The sequence below is a fragment of the Citrobacter sp. VF227 genome, assembly GCF_052950715.1.
The window spans coordinates 285,115-301,313 of sequence record NZ_JBRFVF010000005.1 but is presented as its reverse complement, the minus strand read 5'-3'; the positions used below and the strand labels follow the sequence as shown (position 1 = coordinate 301,313).

The 16,199-nt window shown below is 52.1% G+C and carries 15 protein-coding genes; 6 read left to right on the top strand and 9 right to left on the bottom strand.

Annotation, left to right across the window (positions count from 1 at the left end):
* Positions 1–106: 106 nt before the first annotated feature.
* Positions 107–1,498 (bottom strand): xanthine/proton symporter XanP, encoded by a 1,392-nt coding sequence (gene xanP, locus ACU8YC_RS17700; protein ID WP_137376861.1) that lies wholly within the window; start codon positions 1,496–1,498, stop codon positions 107–109.
* Positions 1,499–1,723: 225 nt separating this feature from the next.
* On the opposite strand from xanP, the gene gltS reads away from it, so the two are divergent.
* Entirely contained in the window at positions 1,724–2,929 is a 1,206-nt protein-coding gene (gene gltS, locus ACU8YC_RS17695; RefSeq protein ID WP_151217035.1) for a sodium/glutamate symporter, read from the top strand.
* 42 nt (positions 2,930–2,971) lie between these two features.
* On the opposite strand, the gene recG is transcribed toward gltS, so the two are convergent.
* Genes recG through gmk form a run of 5 tightly spaced genes read right to left on the bottom strand, consistent with a single transcriptional unit; the run spans position 2,972 to position 8,845 of the window.
* The gene (gene recG, locus ACU8YC_RS17690; protein WP_151217033.1) at positions 2,972–5,053 is read right to left on the bottom strand and encodes an ATP-dependent DNA helicase RecG; all 2,082 of its coding nucleotides are present in this window, start codon (positions 5,051–5,053) and stop codon (positions 2,972–2,974) included.
* Between the two features lie 5 nt (positions 5,054–5,058).
* Entirely contained in the window at positions 5,059–5,748 is a 690-nt protein-coding gene (gene trmH, locus ACU8YC_RS17685) for a tRNA (guanosine(18)-2'-O)-methyltransferase TrmH (RefSeq protein WP_151217031.1), read from the bottom strand.
* Between the two features lie 10 nt (positions 5,749–5,758).
* Positions 5,759–7,873: a bifunctional GTP diphosphokinase/guanosine-3',5'-bis pyrophosphate 3'-pyrophosphohydrolase gene (gene spoT / locus ACU8YC_RS17680; protein ID WP_003024038.1), complete on the bottom strand. Its 2,115-nt coding sequence runs from the start codon at positions 7,871–7,873 to the stop codon at positions 5,759–5,761.
* 18 nt (positions 7,874–7,891) lie between these two features.
* Complete coding sequence (gene rpoZ / locus ACU8YC_RS17675) at positions 7,892–8,167, bottom strand: DNA-directed RNA polymerase subunit omega (RefSeq protein WP_000135058.1); 276 nt, start codon at positions 8,165–8,167, stop codon at positions 7,892–7,894.
* Between the two features lie 54 nt (positions 8,168–8,221).
* A complete protein-coding gene (gmk, locus tag ACU8YC_RS17670; protein WP_151217029.1) occupies positions 8,222–8,845 on the bottom strand; it encodes a guanylate kinase in 624 nt (207 codons plus the stop codon).
* Between the two features lie 261 nt (positions 8,846–9,106).
* Here gmk and ligB point away from each other — a divergent pair, with 261 nt between their 5' ends.
* Positions 9,107–10,786, top strand: coding sequence for an NAD-dependent DNA ligase LigB (gene ligB / locus ACU8YC_RS17665; RefSeq protein WP_446895597.1), 1,680 nt, complete (start codon positions 9,107–9,109; stop codon positions 10,784–10,786).
* Here the strand turns inward: ligB and ACU8YC_RS17660 are convergent.
* Positions 10,783–11,400 (bottom strand): trimeric intracellular cation channel family protein, encoded by a 618-nt coding sequence (locus ACU8YC_RS17660; protein WP_003024049.1) that lies wholly within the window; start codon positions 11,398–11,400, stop codon positions 10,783–10,785. The genes ligB and ACU8YC_RS17660 overlap by 4 nt on opposite strands.
* A gap of 442 nt (positions 11,401–11,842) precedes the next feature.
* Between ACU8YC_RS17660 and ACU8YC_RS17655 the strand changes: the two genes are divergently transcribed.
* Together ACU8YC_RS17655 and ACU8YC_RS17650 are read left to right on the top strand one after the other, a co-directional pair.
* A complete protein-coding gene (locus tag ACU8YC_RS17655; RefSeq protein WP_151224008.1) occupies positions 11,843–12,514 on the top strand; it encodes a hypothetical protein in 672 nt (223 codons plus the stop codon).
* 13 nt (positions 12,515–12,527) lie between these two features.
* Positions 12,528–12,968 carry a hypothetical protein gene (locus ACU8YC_RS17650; RefSeq protein ID WP_048213724.1) on the top strand — a complete coding sequence of 147 codons (441 nt, stop codon included), beginning with the start codon at positions 12,528–12,530 and terminating at the stop codon, positions 12,966–12,968.
* A 101-nt stretch (positions 12,969–13,069) separates the two neighbouring features.
* On the opposite strand, the gene ACU8YC_RS17645 is transcribed toward ACU8YC_RS17650, so the two are convergent.
* Positions 13,070–13,933: a YicC/YloC family endoribonuclease gene (locus tag ACU8YC_RS17645; RefSeq protein ID WP_003024052.1), complete on the bottom strand. Its 864-nt coding sequence runs from the start codon at positions 13,931–13,933 to the stop codon at positions 13,070–13,072.
* Positions 13,934–14,058: 125 nt separating this feature from the next.
* Between ACU8YC_RS17645 and rph the strand changes: the two genes are divergently transcribed.
* Complete coding sequence (gene rph, locus ACU8YC_RS17640) at positions 14,059–14,775, top strand: ribonuclease PH (protein WP_003024054.1); 717 nt, start codon at positions 14,059–14,061, stop codon at positions 14,773–14,775.
* 65 nt (positions 14,776–14,840) lie between these two features.
* A complete protein-coding gene (pyrE, locus tag ACU8YC_RS17635) occupies positions 14,841–15,482 on the top strand; it encodes an orotate phosphoribosyltransferase (RefSeq protein ID WP_061066836.1) in 642 nt (213 codons plus the stop codon).
* 39 nt (positions 15,483–15,521) lie between these two features.
* Here the strand turns inward: pyrE and slmA are convergent, their stop codons facing one another.
* Positions 15,522–16,118: a nucleoid occlusion factor SlmA gene (gene slmA / locus ACU8YC_RS17630; RefSeq protein ID WP_005122608.1), complete on the bottom strand. Its 597-nt coding sequence runs from the start codon at positions 16,116–16,118 to the stop codon at positions 15,522–15,524.
* Positions 16,119–16,199: the final 81 nt, after the last annotated feature.

Sequence of the window (16,199 nt, the reverse complement as noted above, 5' to 3'; positions counted from 1 at the left end):
GAAGTGCACATAATCAAGTTATGCACGATTTAGATGGAATGCTCAAGGCGGGAATGGTGAAAGAGCGTTACAGCGGCGTCGATTCAGAATCAACGCCGCATTTTGCTTATTGCTTCTCTGGAGGGAATATCAGGTTCAGAACGATAGCGGTAATACCGCCTGCAGCAATGCCGGAAGAGAGCAAGTTTTTCACCCAGTCCGGGGCGAACTGCAGGATCAACGGCTGCTGGGAAACGCCCAGACCGACGGCCAGCGACAGCGCGATAATCAGAATCGCACGACGGTTTAGCGGTTCGCGGGACACAATACGCACGCCGGATGCGGCGATAGTACCGAACATTACCAGCGTTGCCCCGCCCAGTACTGGCTCAGGAATATGCTGTACAAAACCGCTGACCGCCGGGAACAGACCCAGCGCGATCAGCATCAGCGCCACCACAAAACCAACATAGCGGCTGGCAACGCCCGTTAACTGAATAACCCCGTTGTTCTGACCAAAACAGGAGTTTGGGAAGGTATTGAACACGGCGGAAACAAATGAATTCAGACCGTTCGCTAGTACGCCGCCTTTCAGGCGTTTCATGTATAGCGGACCAGAAACCGGCTGCTCGGAGACATCGGAGGTAGCCGTAATATCACCGATAGTTTCCAGCGAGGTAATCATAAAGACCAGCATCAGCGGCAGCAGTAAGCTCCAGTCAATGCCCAGGCCGTAATACAGCGGTGTTGGCACCATCAGCAGGTCCTGACTTACCGGCGCGGTATTTTGCGGCAGCATGTCCATAAACCAGGCCAGCAGATACCCTGCCGCCATCGCAATCACCAATGACGCAACACGCAGGTAAGGGTTGCGTTGACGGTTAAGCAGGATGATTAGTGCCAGCACCACGCCAGCCAGCAGTAAATTCTTCGGTGCGCCAAAGGTGTTGTCGCTCATTGCGGCATAGCCGCCGCCAATCGACGTCAAACCTACCTGAATCAGCGACAGGCCGATAATCATCACCACCACGCCTGAGACCAGCGGAGTAATAATACGACGTGCCAGATGCAGTACGCGTGAGATAACCATCTCAGTGCAACTTGCCAGCATCAGCGTACCGAACAGCGCCGCCATCATGGTTGGAACATCTGCGCCACCGGTTTTTAGCGCCGTACCACCCATAATCAGTGGAGCAACAAAGTTAAAGCTGGTGCCCTGAATGGATAACAGTCCCGAGCCGACCGGCCCCCAGGCTTTGATCTGAATGATAGAGGCTACGCCGGAAGCGAACAGCGACATACTGATAATGTGTTGAGTATCCTGAGCCGGTAAACCGAGCGCCTGGCAAATTAACAGAGCAGGGGTGATCACCGCGACGAACATGGCCAGCAGGTGCTGACAGGCGGCAAACAGGGTCTGGGCTAGCGGGGGGCGATCTTCAAGACGGTAAATCAGTTCACTGTTGTGAGTCTGCGCAACCGGTTGCGCATTTGTTGACTCTACGGCGTTAACGGACATCAGAGGCAATCCCATGGTGGAAAAGCGGTGATTTTATCTGACCAGGGCTGAAAAGCAAACGTTTGCTAGTGGGTATTCTTAATATTTAAAACGGATAAACAAACATTTTTATATAACTTTTCATCATTTTCTGCTTAAAATCCACCCCGAAAACTCAATAAGAGCTAAAAATCGGTCTGAAATGCATCGTGCGTGATTGTGCTAAACGCACTAATGGAGCTGTAAATGTTTTATCTCGATACGTTATCAACACTGGTTGCGGCAACCCTTGTGTTGTTGCTCGGACGTAAGCTCGTCCAGTCTGTCTCATTTCTGAAAAAATACACTATTCCTGAACCTGTCGCTGGTGGGTTGCTGGTGGCGATTGCGCTGCTGGTGTTGAAAAAAAGCATGGGCTGGGAAGTGAACTTCGACATGACCCTGCGCGATCCGTTGATGCTGGCGTTCTTCGCTACCATCGGCTTGAACGCCAATATTGCCAGCCTGCGCGCAGGTGGCCGCGTGGTGGGTATCTTTCTGATTGTGGTTGTTGGCCTGCTGCTGATGCAAAACGCTATCGGTATTGGTATGGCGACCCTGCTGGGTTTGGATCCGCTGATGGGTCTGATCGCCGGTTCGATAACCCTCTCAGGCGGACACGGAACCGGAGCCGCGTGGAGCAAACTGTTTATTGAGCGCTATGGTTTCGCCAATGCGACTGAAGTGGCGATGGCTTGCGCAACGTTCGGCCTGGTGCTAGGTGGACTGATTGGCGGTCCGGTGGCGCGCTATCTGGTCAAACACTCCACTACGCCAGATGGCATACCGGATGATCAGGCCGTGCCGACCGCGTTTGAAAAGCCGGATGTCGGGCGCATGATCACTTCGCTGGTGTTGATTGAAACCATCGCGCTGATCGCTATCTGTTTGACGGTGGGAAAAATCGTTGCGCAAATGCTGGTCGGAACGGTGCTGGAACTGCCGACCTTTGTCTGCGTGCTGTTTGTTGGGGTGATCCTCAGTAACGGTCTGGCATTACTGGGCTTTTATCGGGTGTTCGAGCGTGCGGTTTCGGTGCTGGGTAACGTAAGTTTGTCGTTGTTCCTGGCGATGGCGCTGATGAGTCTGAAGCTGTGGGAACTGGCTTCTCTGGCCCTGCCGATGCTTGCAATCCTGGTTGTTCAGGCCATTTTCATGGCGCTGTACGCAATATTCGTCACCTGGCGCATGATGGGTAAGAACTACGATGCCGCTGTGCTGGCAGCCGGGCACTGCGGTTTTGGCCTCGGCGCGACGCCAACGGCGATTGCCAACATGCAGGCAATTACCGAACGTTTTGGGCCATCCCATATGGCGTTTCTGGTGGTGCCGATGGTGGGCGCGTTCTTTATCGATATCGTCAATGCGCTGGTGATTAAGCTGTATCTGTTGTTGCCGATTTTTGCGCAATAATGGTTGTGCGGCGGAGTAACATCCGCCGACACTCCGAATTGACTATGCGTTGGAGTAGCGTTCGGTTTCCGGCATCCAGCGCTCTATTAGCGCTACGGCCTGTTGCGGATATCGTTCGTGAATATGGCGAGCAATGCGCTGAACTTCCGGGATAATAGCCTGATCGCGCAGTAAATCCGCGACTTTAAATTCTGCCGTTCCAGTCTGGCGAGTACCCAAGAGCTCACCGGGACCGCGAATCTCCAAATCTTTTTGCGCAATAACGAACCCGTCGTTGCTGTCGCGCAGAACCTGCAGGCGTTTTTGCGCGGTTTTTGACAGCGGTGATTTGTAGAGCAGGACGCAGTGGGAGGCCACCGCGCCACGACCTACACGGCCACGTAGCTGATGCAACTGGGCCAGGCCCAGGCGCTCCGGGTTTTCAATAATCATCAGGCTGGCGTTGGGCACGTCCACACCCACTTCAATCACCGTGGTAGCAACCAGCAGATGCAGTTCACCCTGCTTAAATCCCGCCATTACCGACTGTTTCTCGGCTGGCTTCATTCGGCCGTGTACCAGGCCAATATGGAGTTCTGGCAGCGCAATTTTAAGCTCTTCCCACGTCGCTTCTGCTGCCTGAGCTTCTAACAGATCAGACTCTTCAATCAGCGTACAGACCCAGTATGCCTGGCGCCCCTCGTGGGTACAGGCGTTGCGTACGCGATCAATGATGTCGCTGCGGCGGGTGTCCGGAATCGCCACCGTAGTGACGGGCGTACGTCCTGGTGGGAGCTCATCAATGACCGATGTGTCGAGATCGGCATAAGCGGTCATCGCCAGCGTGCGCGGGATTGGCGTGGCAGTCATGATTAGCTGGTGCGGATGGAAACCCTGCTGCTGGCCTTTCTCCCATAACGCCAGACGCTGATGCACGCCAAAACGATGCTGTTCATCGATGATAACCAGCGCCAGTCCGTTGAACTGCACCTGTTCCTGGAAAATTGCGTGCGTGCCGACAATCATCTGCACCTGACCGCTGGCGATAGCTTCCTGCTGCGCCTGGCGCGCTTTACCTTTCTGTTTACCTGCCAGCCAGCCCACTTCAACGCCCAGCGGCGCAAACCAGTTACGGAAGTTATTCGCATGCTGTTCAGCAAGCAGTTCGGTGGGTGCCATCAGCGCAACCTGCTTACCATGTGCGATAGCGCGCAGGGCGGCTAACGCCGCGACCAGGGTCTTACCGGAGCCGACATCGCCCTGTACCAGGCGCATCATCGGGACATCCAGTGCCATATCACGTTCGATCTCAGCGGTAACGCGGGCCTGTGCGCCAGTCGGTTTAAACGGTAGCGCCGCCAGCAGCTTATCTTTCAGCGCGTTGTTTACGCTCAGCGGCTGGGCATGAAAACGCTGCGCCCCGGCGCGTAATGCCAGCATACTGAGGTTATGCGCCAGCAGCTCTTCCAGAATGAGACGTCGCTGCGCCGGATGCTGACCGGTTTCCAGATCGCTCAACTGCAGTGACGGCGGTGGACGGTGCAAAGTGCGCAGGGCTTCTGGCAGGCTCATCATGCCTTGCAGTAATTCCGGTGGTAGCAGTTCGGCAATGGCACAAGTATCAAGCAAATCCAGCGCCTGATCGGTCAGTTTACGCAGCGTAGCCTGTTTAACACCTTCGGTAGTTGGATACACCGGCGTGAGCGTTTCCTGCAATTCCGGCGTGCTGAGATCGCCCTGCACGCGGTATTCCGGGTGGATCATCTCAGCGCCGTATTTCCCGCGTTTGGCTTCGCCATAGGCCAGTACCCGACGCCCGGTGGCGAGACTGTTTTTCATTGCTGCGCTGAAGTTGAAAAAGCGCATGGTGAGAATGCCCGAGCCATCGCTGATCTGACAGGTCATCATCCGGCGACCGCCAAAGGTGATATTGCAGTTCAGCACTTCGCCTTCAACGGTGGCATAGACGCCCGGCAGCAGTTCGCCAATAGGGTACAGATGCGTGCGGTCTTCGTAACGCAGGGGGAGGTGTAGCAGGAGGTCCTGCACGGTGTGCAGGCCAATTTTCGCCAGTTTACTGCTTTGCGCTGCGCCAACGCCGGTCAGAGAGTTGAGTGGGATGGCATCCAGTAAACGGCCTTTCATCGCGTTTATCTCGCAGACTGCATAGTGGCCCACCACGTTGCATCGGCTTCAATTTCGCCCTGCGTGTTTACGTGAGGGTAGGGAAGGCCTTTGCGCTTAGCGACATTCGCCAGCACAGGATAACCGCCTTCAAACAGCAAACGCTGCTGCTCATCTTGCGGCAGCATACTGTTTTCTCGGCGGTACATACCGGCGTTTTGCCGCTGACGCTGTGCTTCGTACAGAATCAGCGCGGAGGCGACTGAGACGTTCAGCGACTGCACCATGCCAGTCATGGGAATGATGATATCCTGATCCGCCAGATCCAACGCTTCCTGAGTAATGCCGGTTTTTTCCTGGCCCATCAGGATGCAGGTGGGGCGTGTGTAATCAATCTCGCGAAAATCCACAGCTTTATCTGACAGATGGGTTGCCAGAACCTGCATACCCCGGTTTTTTAAATGTGTGACCGCATCGCTAATGGTGCGGTGCGTTTTAACCTGCACCCAACTATTGCTGCCTGCGGCAGAAGAGGCCATGGTACGCATGCGGCTACCCGGCCAGACGGCGTGGACTTCATGCACGCCGACCGCATCTGCAGTACGAATGATAGCGGAAACGTTATGAGGCTTGTGGACCTCTTCCATGCAGACGGTCAGATCGGGCTGACGACGTGCGAGCATCTCGCGGATACGTGCATAGCGCTGTTCATTCATAAAACGTGTTCTAGTTACGGTTACGGGTGACTTTAATCACGTCCGGCATGACGCGGATTTTGCGCATGATATTCGCCAGGTGCACACGGTCGCGGGCGGTCAGGCGAATAAAGGCGCTATAGACGCGGCCATCTTTCTCTTCCGTATTCAGACTTTGAATATTGGAGGTGGTCGTGTTAATTGCCGCCGTCAGGTTCGCCAGAGCACCCTGGTGGTTAAACATATCCACCTTAATCTCAGTGATGAACTCCTGCTCCGTCTCCTTATCCCATTCCACCGCCATAAACTTCTCAGGCTCTTTCTGGTAGCCACGAATGTTACGGCAGGATTCATGGTGAATCACCAGACCTTTACCCGGGCTGACGTGGGCAATGATGGGATCGCCTGGAATCGGACGACAGCATTTCGCGAAGGTGATCAGCACGCCGTCTGCGCCTTTAATCGGCAGATGACCGTGACCAGATTGCGCTGGGACGTTTGCCGTTGCTTCGCCCTGCTGGAGGTTTTTCGCAACCACCACGCTCATGGCGTTACCCAAACCAATTTCTGCGAGCAGATCGTCAAGCGTGGCGAGCTTCATGCGCTCAAGCTCACGCTGGATGCTTTCTGGTGGGATCTCAGCCAGTTTACGGCTACCGCCCAGGGCATGGTTGAGCAGTCGACGCCCCAGGCTGACGGAATCATCGCGCTTGAGGTTTTTCAGCAACTGGCGAATTTTTGCTCGTGCTTTCGAACTAACGACGAAGTTGAGCCATGCTGCATTCGGACGTGCGCCCGGCGCGGTAATAATCTCAACGGTCTGACCGCTAAACAGTGGTTGTGAAAGCGGGTAAGGCTGTCTGTCGACACGTGCGCCGACGCAGGCGTGACCGATATCGGTATGTACGGCGTAGGCGAAGTCGACAGGTGTAGCACCGGCAGGCAGTTCAACAATACGCCCTTCCGGTGTGAAAACATAAATCTCATCCGGGAAGAGATCAGATTTGACGCTTTCAATAAATTCAAACGAGCTACCGGCGCTCTGCTGCAGTTCCAGCAGGCTTTGCATCCAGCGCTGAGCGCGGATTTGTGCGGTGGTGCTGCTTTCGCCACCGTGCTCTTTGTAAGCCCAGTGCGCTGCCACACCCATTTCCGCCATCTGATCCATGTCTTCAGTACGAATTTGTACTTCAACCGGAACGCCGTGAGGGCCGATCATTGAGGTATGCAAAGACTGATATCCGTTCGCTTTTGGAATGGCGATATAGTCTTTCACGCGACCAGGACGTGGTTTGTACAGGCTATGCATCTGGCCGAGTACGCGATAGCAGGTATCGGAATCATGAACGATAACGCGAAAAGCGTAGATATCCATGATGGAGTGAAAACGCTGCTCTTTGAGCACCATTTTGCAGTAGATAGAGTACAGGTGCTTCTCGCGCCCGCTCACGCGACACGGAATACCTGCCTCCTGCAAACGCCCTTCGATTTCTGAGAGGATTTTTTGGATCATCTCTTTGCGGTTGCCGCGAGCGGCTTTAACCACTTCTTTAATCACGCGATAGCGGTTCGGGTACAGCGCTTCAAAACCCAGCTCTTCCAGCTCGGTTTTAATGTGATGAATACCTAAACGGTGTGCCAGCGGACTATAAATTTCGAGGGTTTCACGGGCGATGCGGCGACGCTTGTCCGGGCGTAATGAGCCCAGCGTGCGCATATTGTGGGTACGGTCAGCAAGTTTGATGAGAATGACGCGGATATCCTGCACCATCGCCATAATCATCTTGCGAAAGTTTTCAGCTTGCGCCTCTTTCTTATCGCGAAACTTAAGCTTATCAAGCTTTGATACCCCTTCTACCAGCTCTGCAACGCTTTTACCAAAAAGCTGCTCCATGTCCTGGTAGGTGGCTGGGGTATCTTCAATCACGTCATGCAGTAGCGCAGCCATCAGCGTTTCATAGTCGAGTTTCATCTCGGCCAGAATGCAGGCTACCGCTACCGGGTGCGTGATATAGGGTTCACCGCTTGAACGTGTCTGGCCCTCGTGAGCGTCACGTGCAACGAGATACGCCTGCCGAAGACGCTTAATCTGGTCTTCCGGCAGGTAGTTTTGAATCAGTTGATTCAGGCTTTCAAACAGATACAAGGGCGACCCGCTTTGTGATTAACGACGACCTTCAGCAATAGCGGTAACGGCTTGTAATTCAGCGGCTTCCTGCTCTTGCTGTTCCTGGCGCTCACGCACGTCGAGGATCTGGTTGTTGATCAGACCTTCTTCGATTTCGCGCAGCGCGATAACGGTAGTTTTATCGTTTTCTTCCGGTACGAGCGGATCCTTTCCGCCTACCTGCATCTGACGAGCGCGACGCGCGGCGACCAGTACCAGGTCAAAACGGTTACCAATTTTCTCTACAGCGTCCTGAACAGTTACGCGTGCCATACTTAAAATGCTCCACAGGTGAAGAAATGACTGGGCATGATACTGAATGTGGGTTCAGTCTGCCAACAGTTTGCTGATTAAAGCGTCATGACGCTGCTTTTGGCGGCTCATGCGCAGACGTTCGGCGCGAATGATGGTTTTCAAATCGCCCAGGGCGGTATCGAAATCATCATTCACAATAAGATAATCATATTCGGCGTAATGGCTCATTTCTGCAACAGCTTGCGCCATACGTTTTGCGATCACGTCTTCGCTATCTTGACCGCGGCCACGAAGACGTCGGTCCAGCTCAATCTTAGATGGCGGCAAAATAAAAATACTGCGCGCATGCGGCATTTTTTCACGAATTTGCTGCGCACCTTGCCAATCGATATCTAAAAAGACGTCTACGCCGGATGCCAGTACTTGCTCAATGGTCTCACGCGAAGTGCCGTAATAATTACCGAATACCTCAGCGTGTTCCAGGAACGCGTCTCTGCCAATCATGGCTCTGAATTCATCATGGTTCACAAAGAAATAGTGTTCACCGTGCACTTCCCCCGGGCGCGGTGCGCGCGTGGTGTGCGAAACAGAAACCTGGGTGTCATACAACGGTTGGGTCTTTAATAAAGCCTGAATCAGGCTGGATTTACCCGCGCCACTGGGGGCAGAAACAATATAAAGCGTGCCTTGAGCCATGAGTATCTTAATGTATGTGATTGTCGAAAGAGAGCCTACATACGGGCTTATTATACACGTAGCCGCTATGTGACGTAGCCCTTGTCACACTTTTTGCGCATGTTTATTGCGTTTTGCGTATCAGTTTCCTGTTTTATCGATGATTTGCAGCAATACGTGCAAATGTCAGGAACGGTGCTCGCAGGATGCTTTTTTGCCACTCTGTTTCCCTATTATTTCGCGCTATATCTGCCTGGAATTGCAGTGTTCAGCGGAGGTAGTATGGGATTATGCAAATGCATAGGGCTGGTTCTACTGGTCTGGAATTTACCTGTATGGGCGGTTTGCCCCGTCTGGTCGCCTGCCCGGGCAAATGAGGAAATTTCACGGCTACAGCAGCAGATAACACAGTGGAATGACAGTTACTGGAAACAGGGTGAAAGTGCCGTAGATGACGGCGTTTATGACCAGCTCAATGCGCAACTAATTCAATGGCAGCGCTGTTTTGGTGATGAAGTTCCACCAGATCTGTCTGCGCCACCAATGGGTGGCACAGTATCGCACCCCGTTCCCCACACGGGAGTTCGAAAACTTGCCGATAAGCAAGCTCTACAGCAATGGATGCACGCGCGCAGCGATCTCTGGGTGCAACCGAAGGTGGATGGCGTGGCAGTGACGTTAGTCTATCGTAATGGCAATTTGGTCCGGGCGATTAGTCGAGGTAACGGCCTGAAAGGTGAAGACTGGACGCAAAAGGTTCTTCTGATCCCTTCCGTACCCCATGTCACCAAGGGGAATCTCGCTAACAGTACGTTGCAGGGTGAGATATTTTTGCAGCAGGAAGGACATATCCAACAGCAGAGAGGGGGAATGAACGCCCGCTCGAAGGTTGCTGGATTGATGATGCGCCAGAGCAATCCGGAATTATTAGGCTCGCTGGCTATTTTTATCTGGGCCTGGCCCGATGGTCCTGCGGTCATGTCTGAAAGACTGGAACAACTCACTGCTGCCGGGTTCAGTTTCACGCAACATTTTACCAGGGCCGTGAAGAGTGCAGATGATGTCGAGCAGGCACGCGCCAGTTGGTGGACTTCAGCATTACCTTTTGTGACGGATGGCGTAGTTGTGCGAACGGGAAAAGAGCCGCAGGCGCGATACTGGCTACCCGGACAGGGAGACTGGCTGGCAGCGTGGAAATATCCTCCCGTGGCCAGGGTGTCTGAGGTGATGGGTATTGAGTTCTCTGTTGGCAAAAGCGGGAAAATTGCGGTGGTGGCATCGCTGGCCCCCGTCATGTTGGATGATAAACGAGTGCAGCGCGTCAATATTGGCTCTGTCCGACGCTGGAATGAATGGGATATTGCGCCTGGCGATCAGATTCTGATAAGCCTTGCCGGGCAGGGGATCCCCCGTATAGACGAAGTCGTCTGGCGGAGTACTCAGCGTACTAAACCAGCTCCACCTGAGGGTCGCTTTAATTCATTAACCTGTTTTTATGCTACCCCGGAGTGTTATGAGCAGTTTGTTGCCAGGCTGGTCTGGCTGGGTACCAAAGAGGTATTGGGGCTGGAAGGTATCGGCGAGGCGGGATGGCGGGAGCTCAATCAGGCATATCGTTTTGAGCATATCTTTTCCTGGCTTGGGCTAACTCAGGAACAACTACAGTCCACATTTGGTGTAAGCAAAGGGAAGAAGTTATGGCATCAGTTCAACTTGTCGCGCGATCTTCCGTTCACGCGCTGGCTGATTGCTATGGGAATACCGATAACACAGGCTACGCTGAATGCCAGTCGGGATGGTTCATGGTCGCAGTTACACGTGCGTAGTGAACAAAGCTGGCGGCAGCTTCCTTTTATGGGGGAGCGGCGGGCTCGGCAGGTGATCCAGTGGCTGGAGGATCGAGAGGTCACAGCGCTGAGCAACTGGTTAGCTGCTCAGCGGATCGCGGGCTTTATGCCTTAATGGCCTTCATGGCGATAGTAAAATACAGGCAGACCTAACTTCAGGCGCAGCGCCAGTAGTCGGGCGGTAAAGCCGAAAAGTAGGGTGGAGATAACCACCACATCGTGGCTGGAGACATAATGCTGCAGCACGATGTACAGCACGGCAGCGGCAAATGATACGCCGGCATACAGTTCTTTCTGGAACACCAGTGGGATGCGTTTACAGAACATATCACGTAATACGCCGCCGAAAACCCCGGTCGTGACCGCAGCGACCACGGCGATAATCGGTCCATGGCCCATATCCAGCGCCACCTGAGCGCCAATGATAGAAAACACTACCAGGCCCAGCGCATCCAGTACGAGGAATATTTTACGCAGGTAGGGCATGACGGGAGCAATAATGGTCGTGAGTACCGCAGCGGTCGCCACGATAATGACGTATTCAGGGTGCTTTACCCAGCCGAGCGGATAATGGCCGAGAAGAATATCGCGTACTGAACCACCGCCAATGGCTGTCGCGGTGGCAATGATAATGACGCCAAATGTATCCATACGACGACGCCCAGCCGCAAGCGCACCGGTCATGGCTTCGGCAGTAATACCAATTAAGTATAAAACGTGTAACAGCATGTATTCCCCCTGATTTGCTGGGGGCTAAGCTTAACGATTTGTGCGCACTGTCACGATTGAGATTTTCTAAGGTGAAGTGATTCTAATAACTACAGCTAATGCTTGTTTGAAGAAAATGCCATATGTTGTGCGCATAACGATATTAGTTATGGTGATAAGTGATGAGAAAATATAATGCGTAGTGAGAGGTTATAAACATGCCCATCGGAAAAGCACGTAGCGCCGCCGTTTACTGGCGAGCCACGTATGATATTTCAACAAAACTATCCCCCCGACCATTGGACAAGTTGACACTCCAGAAGCCATTAGAGAAGTCATCCTAAGTAAACTCTGATATTCAGCGGCCTCTATTCTGAAAAATGCCCCCCTCAGCTATCGCTTCTATGCGTGTAGACACATATACAGCAAAATCTTCAGCATTTAGTCAGTCGGAGTGATAGACATGAGCGTAAGAGAGGAAATTCAGGATGGCAGAGAGGCTGGACATTTAAGAAGTGGGATAATCTACACCGAAGTTTTGGGGTGGATAGATATGGGACATGCTCGAGGAGATGATGTCAGAAAGTTACTCTCGGATATGCACCAAGGCGAGCATTCAGGAAAGGATTATTACGATGTAAAATACACTCAAAGTATGGGAAGAGGAGGGCTCACAATTGGGAAGTTCATCAGATGGAGAATTAGAAAAGGGCGAAGTTTATTTGAACGATATAGTATAGCACTTTCCATGATGATGGCGCTTGCTCATCGTTTTGAAGGTTTACAGTCAAATTTCCCCTTTTATCTTTACACCGACAGCGGTTTCAGTGGTGAGGATTTAGTATCCGATTTGCTGGGGTTCTACCGCGTAGTCTCATATAGTAACCCATTCCCGCTATTGCAGCCCGTCAGCAAAGAGGAAGCCCTCAGGCGTTGGGATTATTATGGTCCAATCGGCTCTTTTAAAAACACCTCATTCCAACCGATATTATTTCCCGATCCGATGAAATCAGCTTTAGCTCTTCCTGTAAAAGGTGTTTTACCCTCATTCATGAGAACAGTGATACCTTACAGCGACTTTAGTTCTGGTAACGTTAAAATAGTTTCAAGAGATGGAACGGTCGTTAACTGGTAAAAAAGGGAAACATATGAAACAGGCAGTCATAATAGTGCTGATGATAATAGCTATATGCAGCTCTTATTTCTGGCCTAATATTAAAATGAGACTTGCAGGTAACGCACAATATACAGAGTTTGATAAAGCCAAATATGATTATTACACTCCTCAAGTTTTAAAAAAAATGCCGAGAATATCCCAAGTGTATGACTTTAATTATACGAACATTTCTGGTCCTAAGGCTGATGTATGGAGTGTTACGTTCCATGATACCAGGGATACGGGGAGGATTAGTAAATATCTCTCAATGGCGGGCTATGAAAAACAGGTAAAATGTGATGTTGAGGCAGAATGCTGGCGTCTCAGGGGATCCGATGAAGTACTGACAGTCGTGAATATGAACAGCAGTAATGCTGTTCGGATTGATATTCTGAAGAGTATTTATAACGACAAATATATGCCAGATAAATAAGTATTCAATTTTATATAAGTCAGCACTTACTGGCGGTACGGATAGCCTGCATTGAGCAGGCTATCTAGTACGTTACGATAGCATAGGGATGATATTCAAAATTACTCGATATTCTGAATTTGCTCGCGCATTTGCTCGATCAATACCTTCAGTTCAATTGCGGAGTTAGTCACTTCGGCATTGATAGACTTCGATGCCAGAGTATTCGACTCACGGTTGAATTCCTGCATCATGAAGTCCAGACGACGGCCAACCGCCTCTTTTTTCTTCAGAATGTTGTAGGTTTCTTTGACGTGAGCTTCCAGGCGATCCAGTTCTTCAGCCACGTCGATACGCTGTGCCATCAGCACCAGTTCTTGCTCAAGGCGGTTATTTTCCAGCTGCACCTGAGCATCTTCCAGTTTGGCTACCAGACGCTCGCGCTGCCATTGCAGGATTTCCGGCATATGCGCACGTACCTTCGTTACTTCGGCGCTGACGCCTTCCAGACGCTGCTCAATCAACGCCTTCAGTGCCTGACCTTCGGTTTCACGCGCAACGATAAAGTCATCCAGCGTACCGTCAAGCGCGGCGAGGATTTCGGCGGCAATGGCGTCCAGATCTTGCTCCTGGGCTGCCATTACACCTGGCCAACGCAGGATATCAACCGGGTTAATTTCACCTTCATCACTCTGCATTTTGACCCAGTTAGCAGCGCTAACGAGCTGTTTAGCGAGTTTTTCATTCAGAATCAGCTCGCCTTGTGCACTGGCATCAGGCTCAAAACGCAGCGTACATTCGACTTTACCGCGCGTCAGACGCGTGCGAATACGCTCGCGAACAACGGGTTCAAGACTACGGAACTGCTCCGGCAGGCGAAAATAAGTTTCCAGATAACGCTGGTTTACCGAGCGCATTTCCCAGGTAGCGCTACCCCATTCACCCTTGATTTCACGCCGGGCGTAAGCGGTCATGCTGCGGATCATAGACGTTCCTGTTTTTAAAGATGAGATGGGAGGATTATAGCCATCCACGTCTTGTCAGGATAGGAATAACAGTCGGAAGTCCGTATAATGCGCAGCCACATTCGTTTCAAGCCGGAGATTTTATCATGCGTCCAGCAGGTCGTAGTGCCAATCAGGTGCGTCCCGTCACCCTGACCCGTAATTATACAAAACACGCTGAAGGCTCCGTGCTGGTCGAATTTGGTGATACCAAAGTGCTATGTACCGCTTCTATTGATGAAGGCGTACCGCGTTTTCTGAAAGGTCAGGGCCAGGGTTGGATCACCGCAGAATATGGCATGCTGCCACGCGCCACACACACCCGTAACGCCCGTGAAGCGGCGAAAGGTAAGCAGGGCGGTCGTACCATGGAAATCCAGCGTCTTATCGCCCGCGCGCTGCGCGCCGCCGTTGATCTGAAAACGCTCGGCGAATTCACTATTACGCTGGATTGCGATGTTATTCAGGCAGATGGCGGTACGCGCACCGCATCAATTACCGGTGCATGCGTTGCGTTGGCTGATGCGCTGAACAAGCTAGTGGCGAGCGGTAAGCTGAAAACTAACCCGATGAAAGGGATGGTCGCGGCGGTTTCCGTGGGTATTGTTAACGGTGAAGCGCTCTGTGACCTCGAGTACGTTGAAGACTCTGCCGCAGAAACCGACATGAATGTGGTGATGACTGAAGACGGTCGTATTATTGAAGTACAAGGCACGGCGGAAGGTGAGCCATTCAGCCATGAAGAACTTCTCACCCTACTGGCGTTGGCCCGAGGGGGAATCGAATCCATTGTAGCGACGCAGAAGGCGGCGTTAGAAAATTGATTTTAAAGGCGACTGATGAGTCGCCTTTTTTTTGTCTGTAATAAAGTGAGATGAGGAGCGAATCCATGAAACCGTATCAGCGCCAGTTTATTGAGTTTGCGCTTAGCAAGCAGGTACTAAAGTTTGGCGAGTTTACGCTGAAATCCGGGCGTAAAAGCCCCTATTTCTTCAATGCCGGACTGTTTAATACCGGGCGCGATCTGGCTCTGTTAGGCCGTTTTTATGCCGAAGCGCTGGTGGATTCCGGTATTGAGTTCGATTTGCTGTTTGGCCCAGCGTACAAAGGTATTCCGATTGCCACTACAACGGCCGTTGCGCTGGCTGAACACCACGATAAAGATTTGCCGTACTGCTTTAACCGTAAAGAGGCGAAGACCCACGGTGAAGGTGGCAATCTGGTTGGTAGCGCACTTGAGGGGCGCGTGATGCTGGTGGATGACGTGATCACTGCCGGTACTGCGATTCGTGAATCCATGGAGATAATCCAGGCAAATGGTGCGACGTTGGCAGGGGTACTGATTTCTCTCGATCGTCAGGAACGCGGTCGCGGCGAGATTTCAGCGATTCAGGAAGTGGAACGCGATTATGGGTGCAAGGTGATTTCTATCATTACCCTGAAAGATCTAATTGCCTATCTGGAAGAAAAACCTGAAATGGCAGAGCACCTGGCCGCAGTCCGGGCGTATCGCGAAGAGTTTGGGGTGTAAGTCATCGCCCGGTAGCGTTAAGCTTACCGGGCAACTGTGTTACTGCAATTGAGCGGCAACTAACGGCCAGCGGGTGTCGAAATCATCCGTTGGACGATATTTAAATTCGCTACGTACAAACCGAGACAGCATACCTTCGCAGAAAGCCAGTAACTGGCTGGCCAGCAGCGTTTCATCCACGGTGTAGCCTTCACCTTCACGCATTCTTTTTTCTCGCAGAACCTGGCGTAGCTGCGACTCAATTCGCTCAAACAGCTGGTTAATGCGGCCTTGCAGACGGTCTTGCTCGAACATCAACGCGTGTCCGGTCAGAATGCGCGTCAGGCCGGGATTACGTTCACCGAACCCTAAAATCAGCAGGACGATTAGACGCAAGCGCGCGTTAGTATCCTTTTCATCTTTCAGAATCAGATTGATACGCGTAATCAGACTGTCTTCGATAAACTCAATCAGGCTATCGAACATGCGAGTCTTGCTGGGAAAATGGCGATACAATGCCGCTTCGGATACGCCAACTGAGGCTGCCAGCTTTGCTGTGGTGATGCGTTGGCTACCATCGCTGGACTCAAGCATCAGCGCCAGAGACTGAAGTATTTCTTCGCGACGATTCCTTTTCGCAGTTTGCTTTTCTACCATGTTACAAAATACCCCTGAAAATAAGCTCTTGCCAGGCAGGCATCCACACAGCGACCGCAAACGGTTGTTTGCGGTATGTTA

What these genes read in the sequence shown, in the direction of transcription:
- xanP (WP_137376861.1), bottom strand. Translation starts at nt 1,498, where the DNA reads ATGTCCGTTAACGCCGTAGAGTCAACAAATGCGCAACCGGTTGCGCAG.
- gltS (WP_151217035.1), top strand. Translation starts at nt 1,724, where the DNA reads ATGTTTTATCTCGATACGTTATCAACACTGGTTGCGGCAACCCTTGTG.
- recG (WP_151217033.1), bottom strand. Translation starts at nt 5,053, where the DNA reads ATGAAAGGCCGTTTACTGGATGCCATCCCACTCAACTCTCTGACCGGC.
- trmH (WP_151217031.1), bottom strand. Translation starts at nt 5,748, where the DNA reads ATGAATGAACAGCGCTATGCACGTATCCGCGAGATGCTCGCACGTCGT.
- rpoZ (WP_000135058.1), bottom strand. Translation starts at nt 8,167, where the DNA reads ATGGCACGCGTAACTGTTCAGGACGCTGTAGAGAAAATTGGTAACCGT.
- gmk (WP_151217029.1), bottom strand. Translation starts at nt 8,845, where the DNA reads ATGGCTCAAGGCACGCTTTATATTGTTTCTGCCCCCAGTGGCGCGGGT.
- ligB (WP_446895597.1), top strand. Translation starts at nt 9,107, where the DNA reads ATGGGATTATGCAAATGCATAGGGCTGGTTCTACTGGTCTGGAATTTA.
- ACU8YC_RS17660 (WP_003024049.1), bottom strand. Translation starts at nt 11,400, where the DNA reads ATGCTGTTACACGTTTTATACTTAATTGGTATTACTGCCGAAGCCATG.
- ACU8YC_RS17655 (WP_151224008.1), top strand. Translation starts at nt 11,843, where the DNA reads ATGAGCGTAAGAGAGGAAATTCAGGATGGCAGAGAGGCTGGACATTTA.
- ACU8YC_RS17650 (WP_048213724.1), top strand. Translation starts at nt 12,528, where the DNA reads ATGAAACAGGCAGTCATAATAGTGCTGATGATAATAGCTATATGCAGC.
- ACU8YC_RS17645 (WP_003024052.1), bottom strand. Translation starts at nt 13,933, where the DNA reads ATGATCCGCAGCATGACCGCTTACGCCCGGCGTGAAATCAAGGGTGAA.
- rph (WP_003024054.1), top strand. Translation starts at nt 14,059, where the DNA reads ATGCGTCCAGCAGGTCGTAGTGCCAATCAGGTGCGTCCCGTCACCCTG.
- pyrE (WP_061066836.1), top strand. Translation starts at nt 14,841, where the DNA reads ATGAAACCGTATCAGCGCCAGTTTATTGAGTTTGCGCTTAGCAAGCAG.
- slmA (WP_005122608.1), bottom strand. Translation starts at nt 16,118, where the DNA reads ATGGTAGAAAAGCAAACTGCGAAAAGGAATCGTCGCGAAGAAATACTT.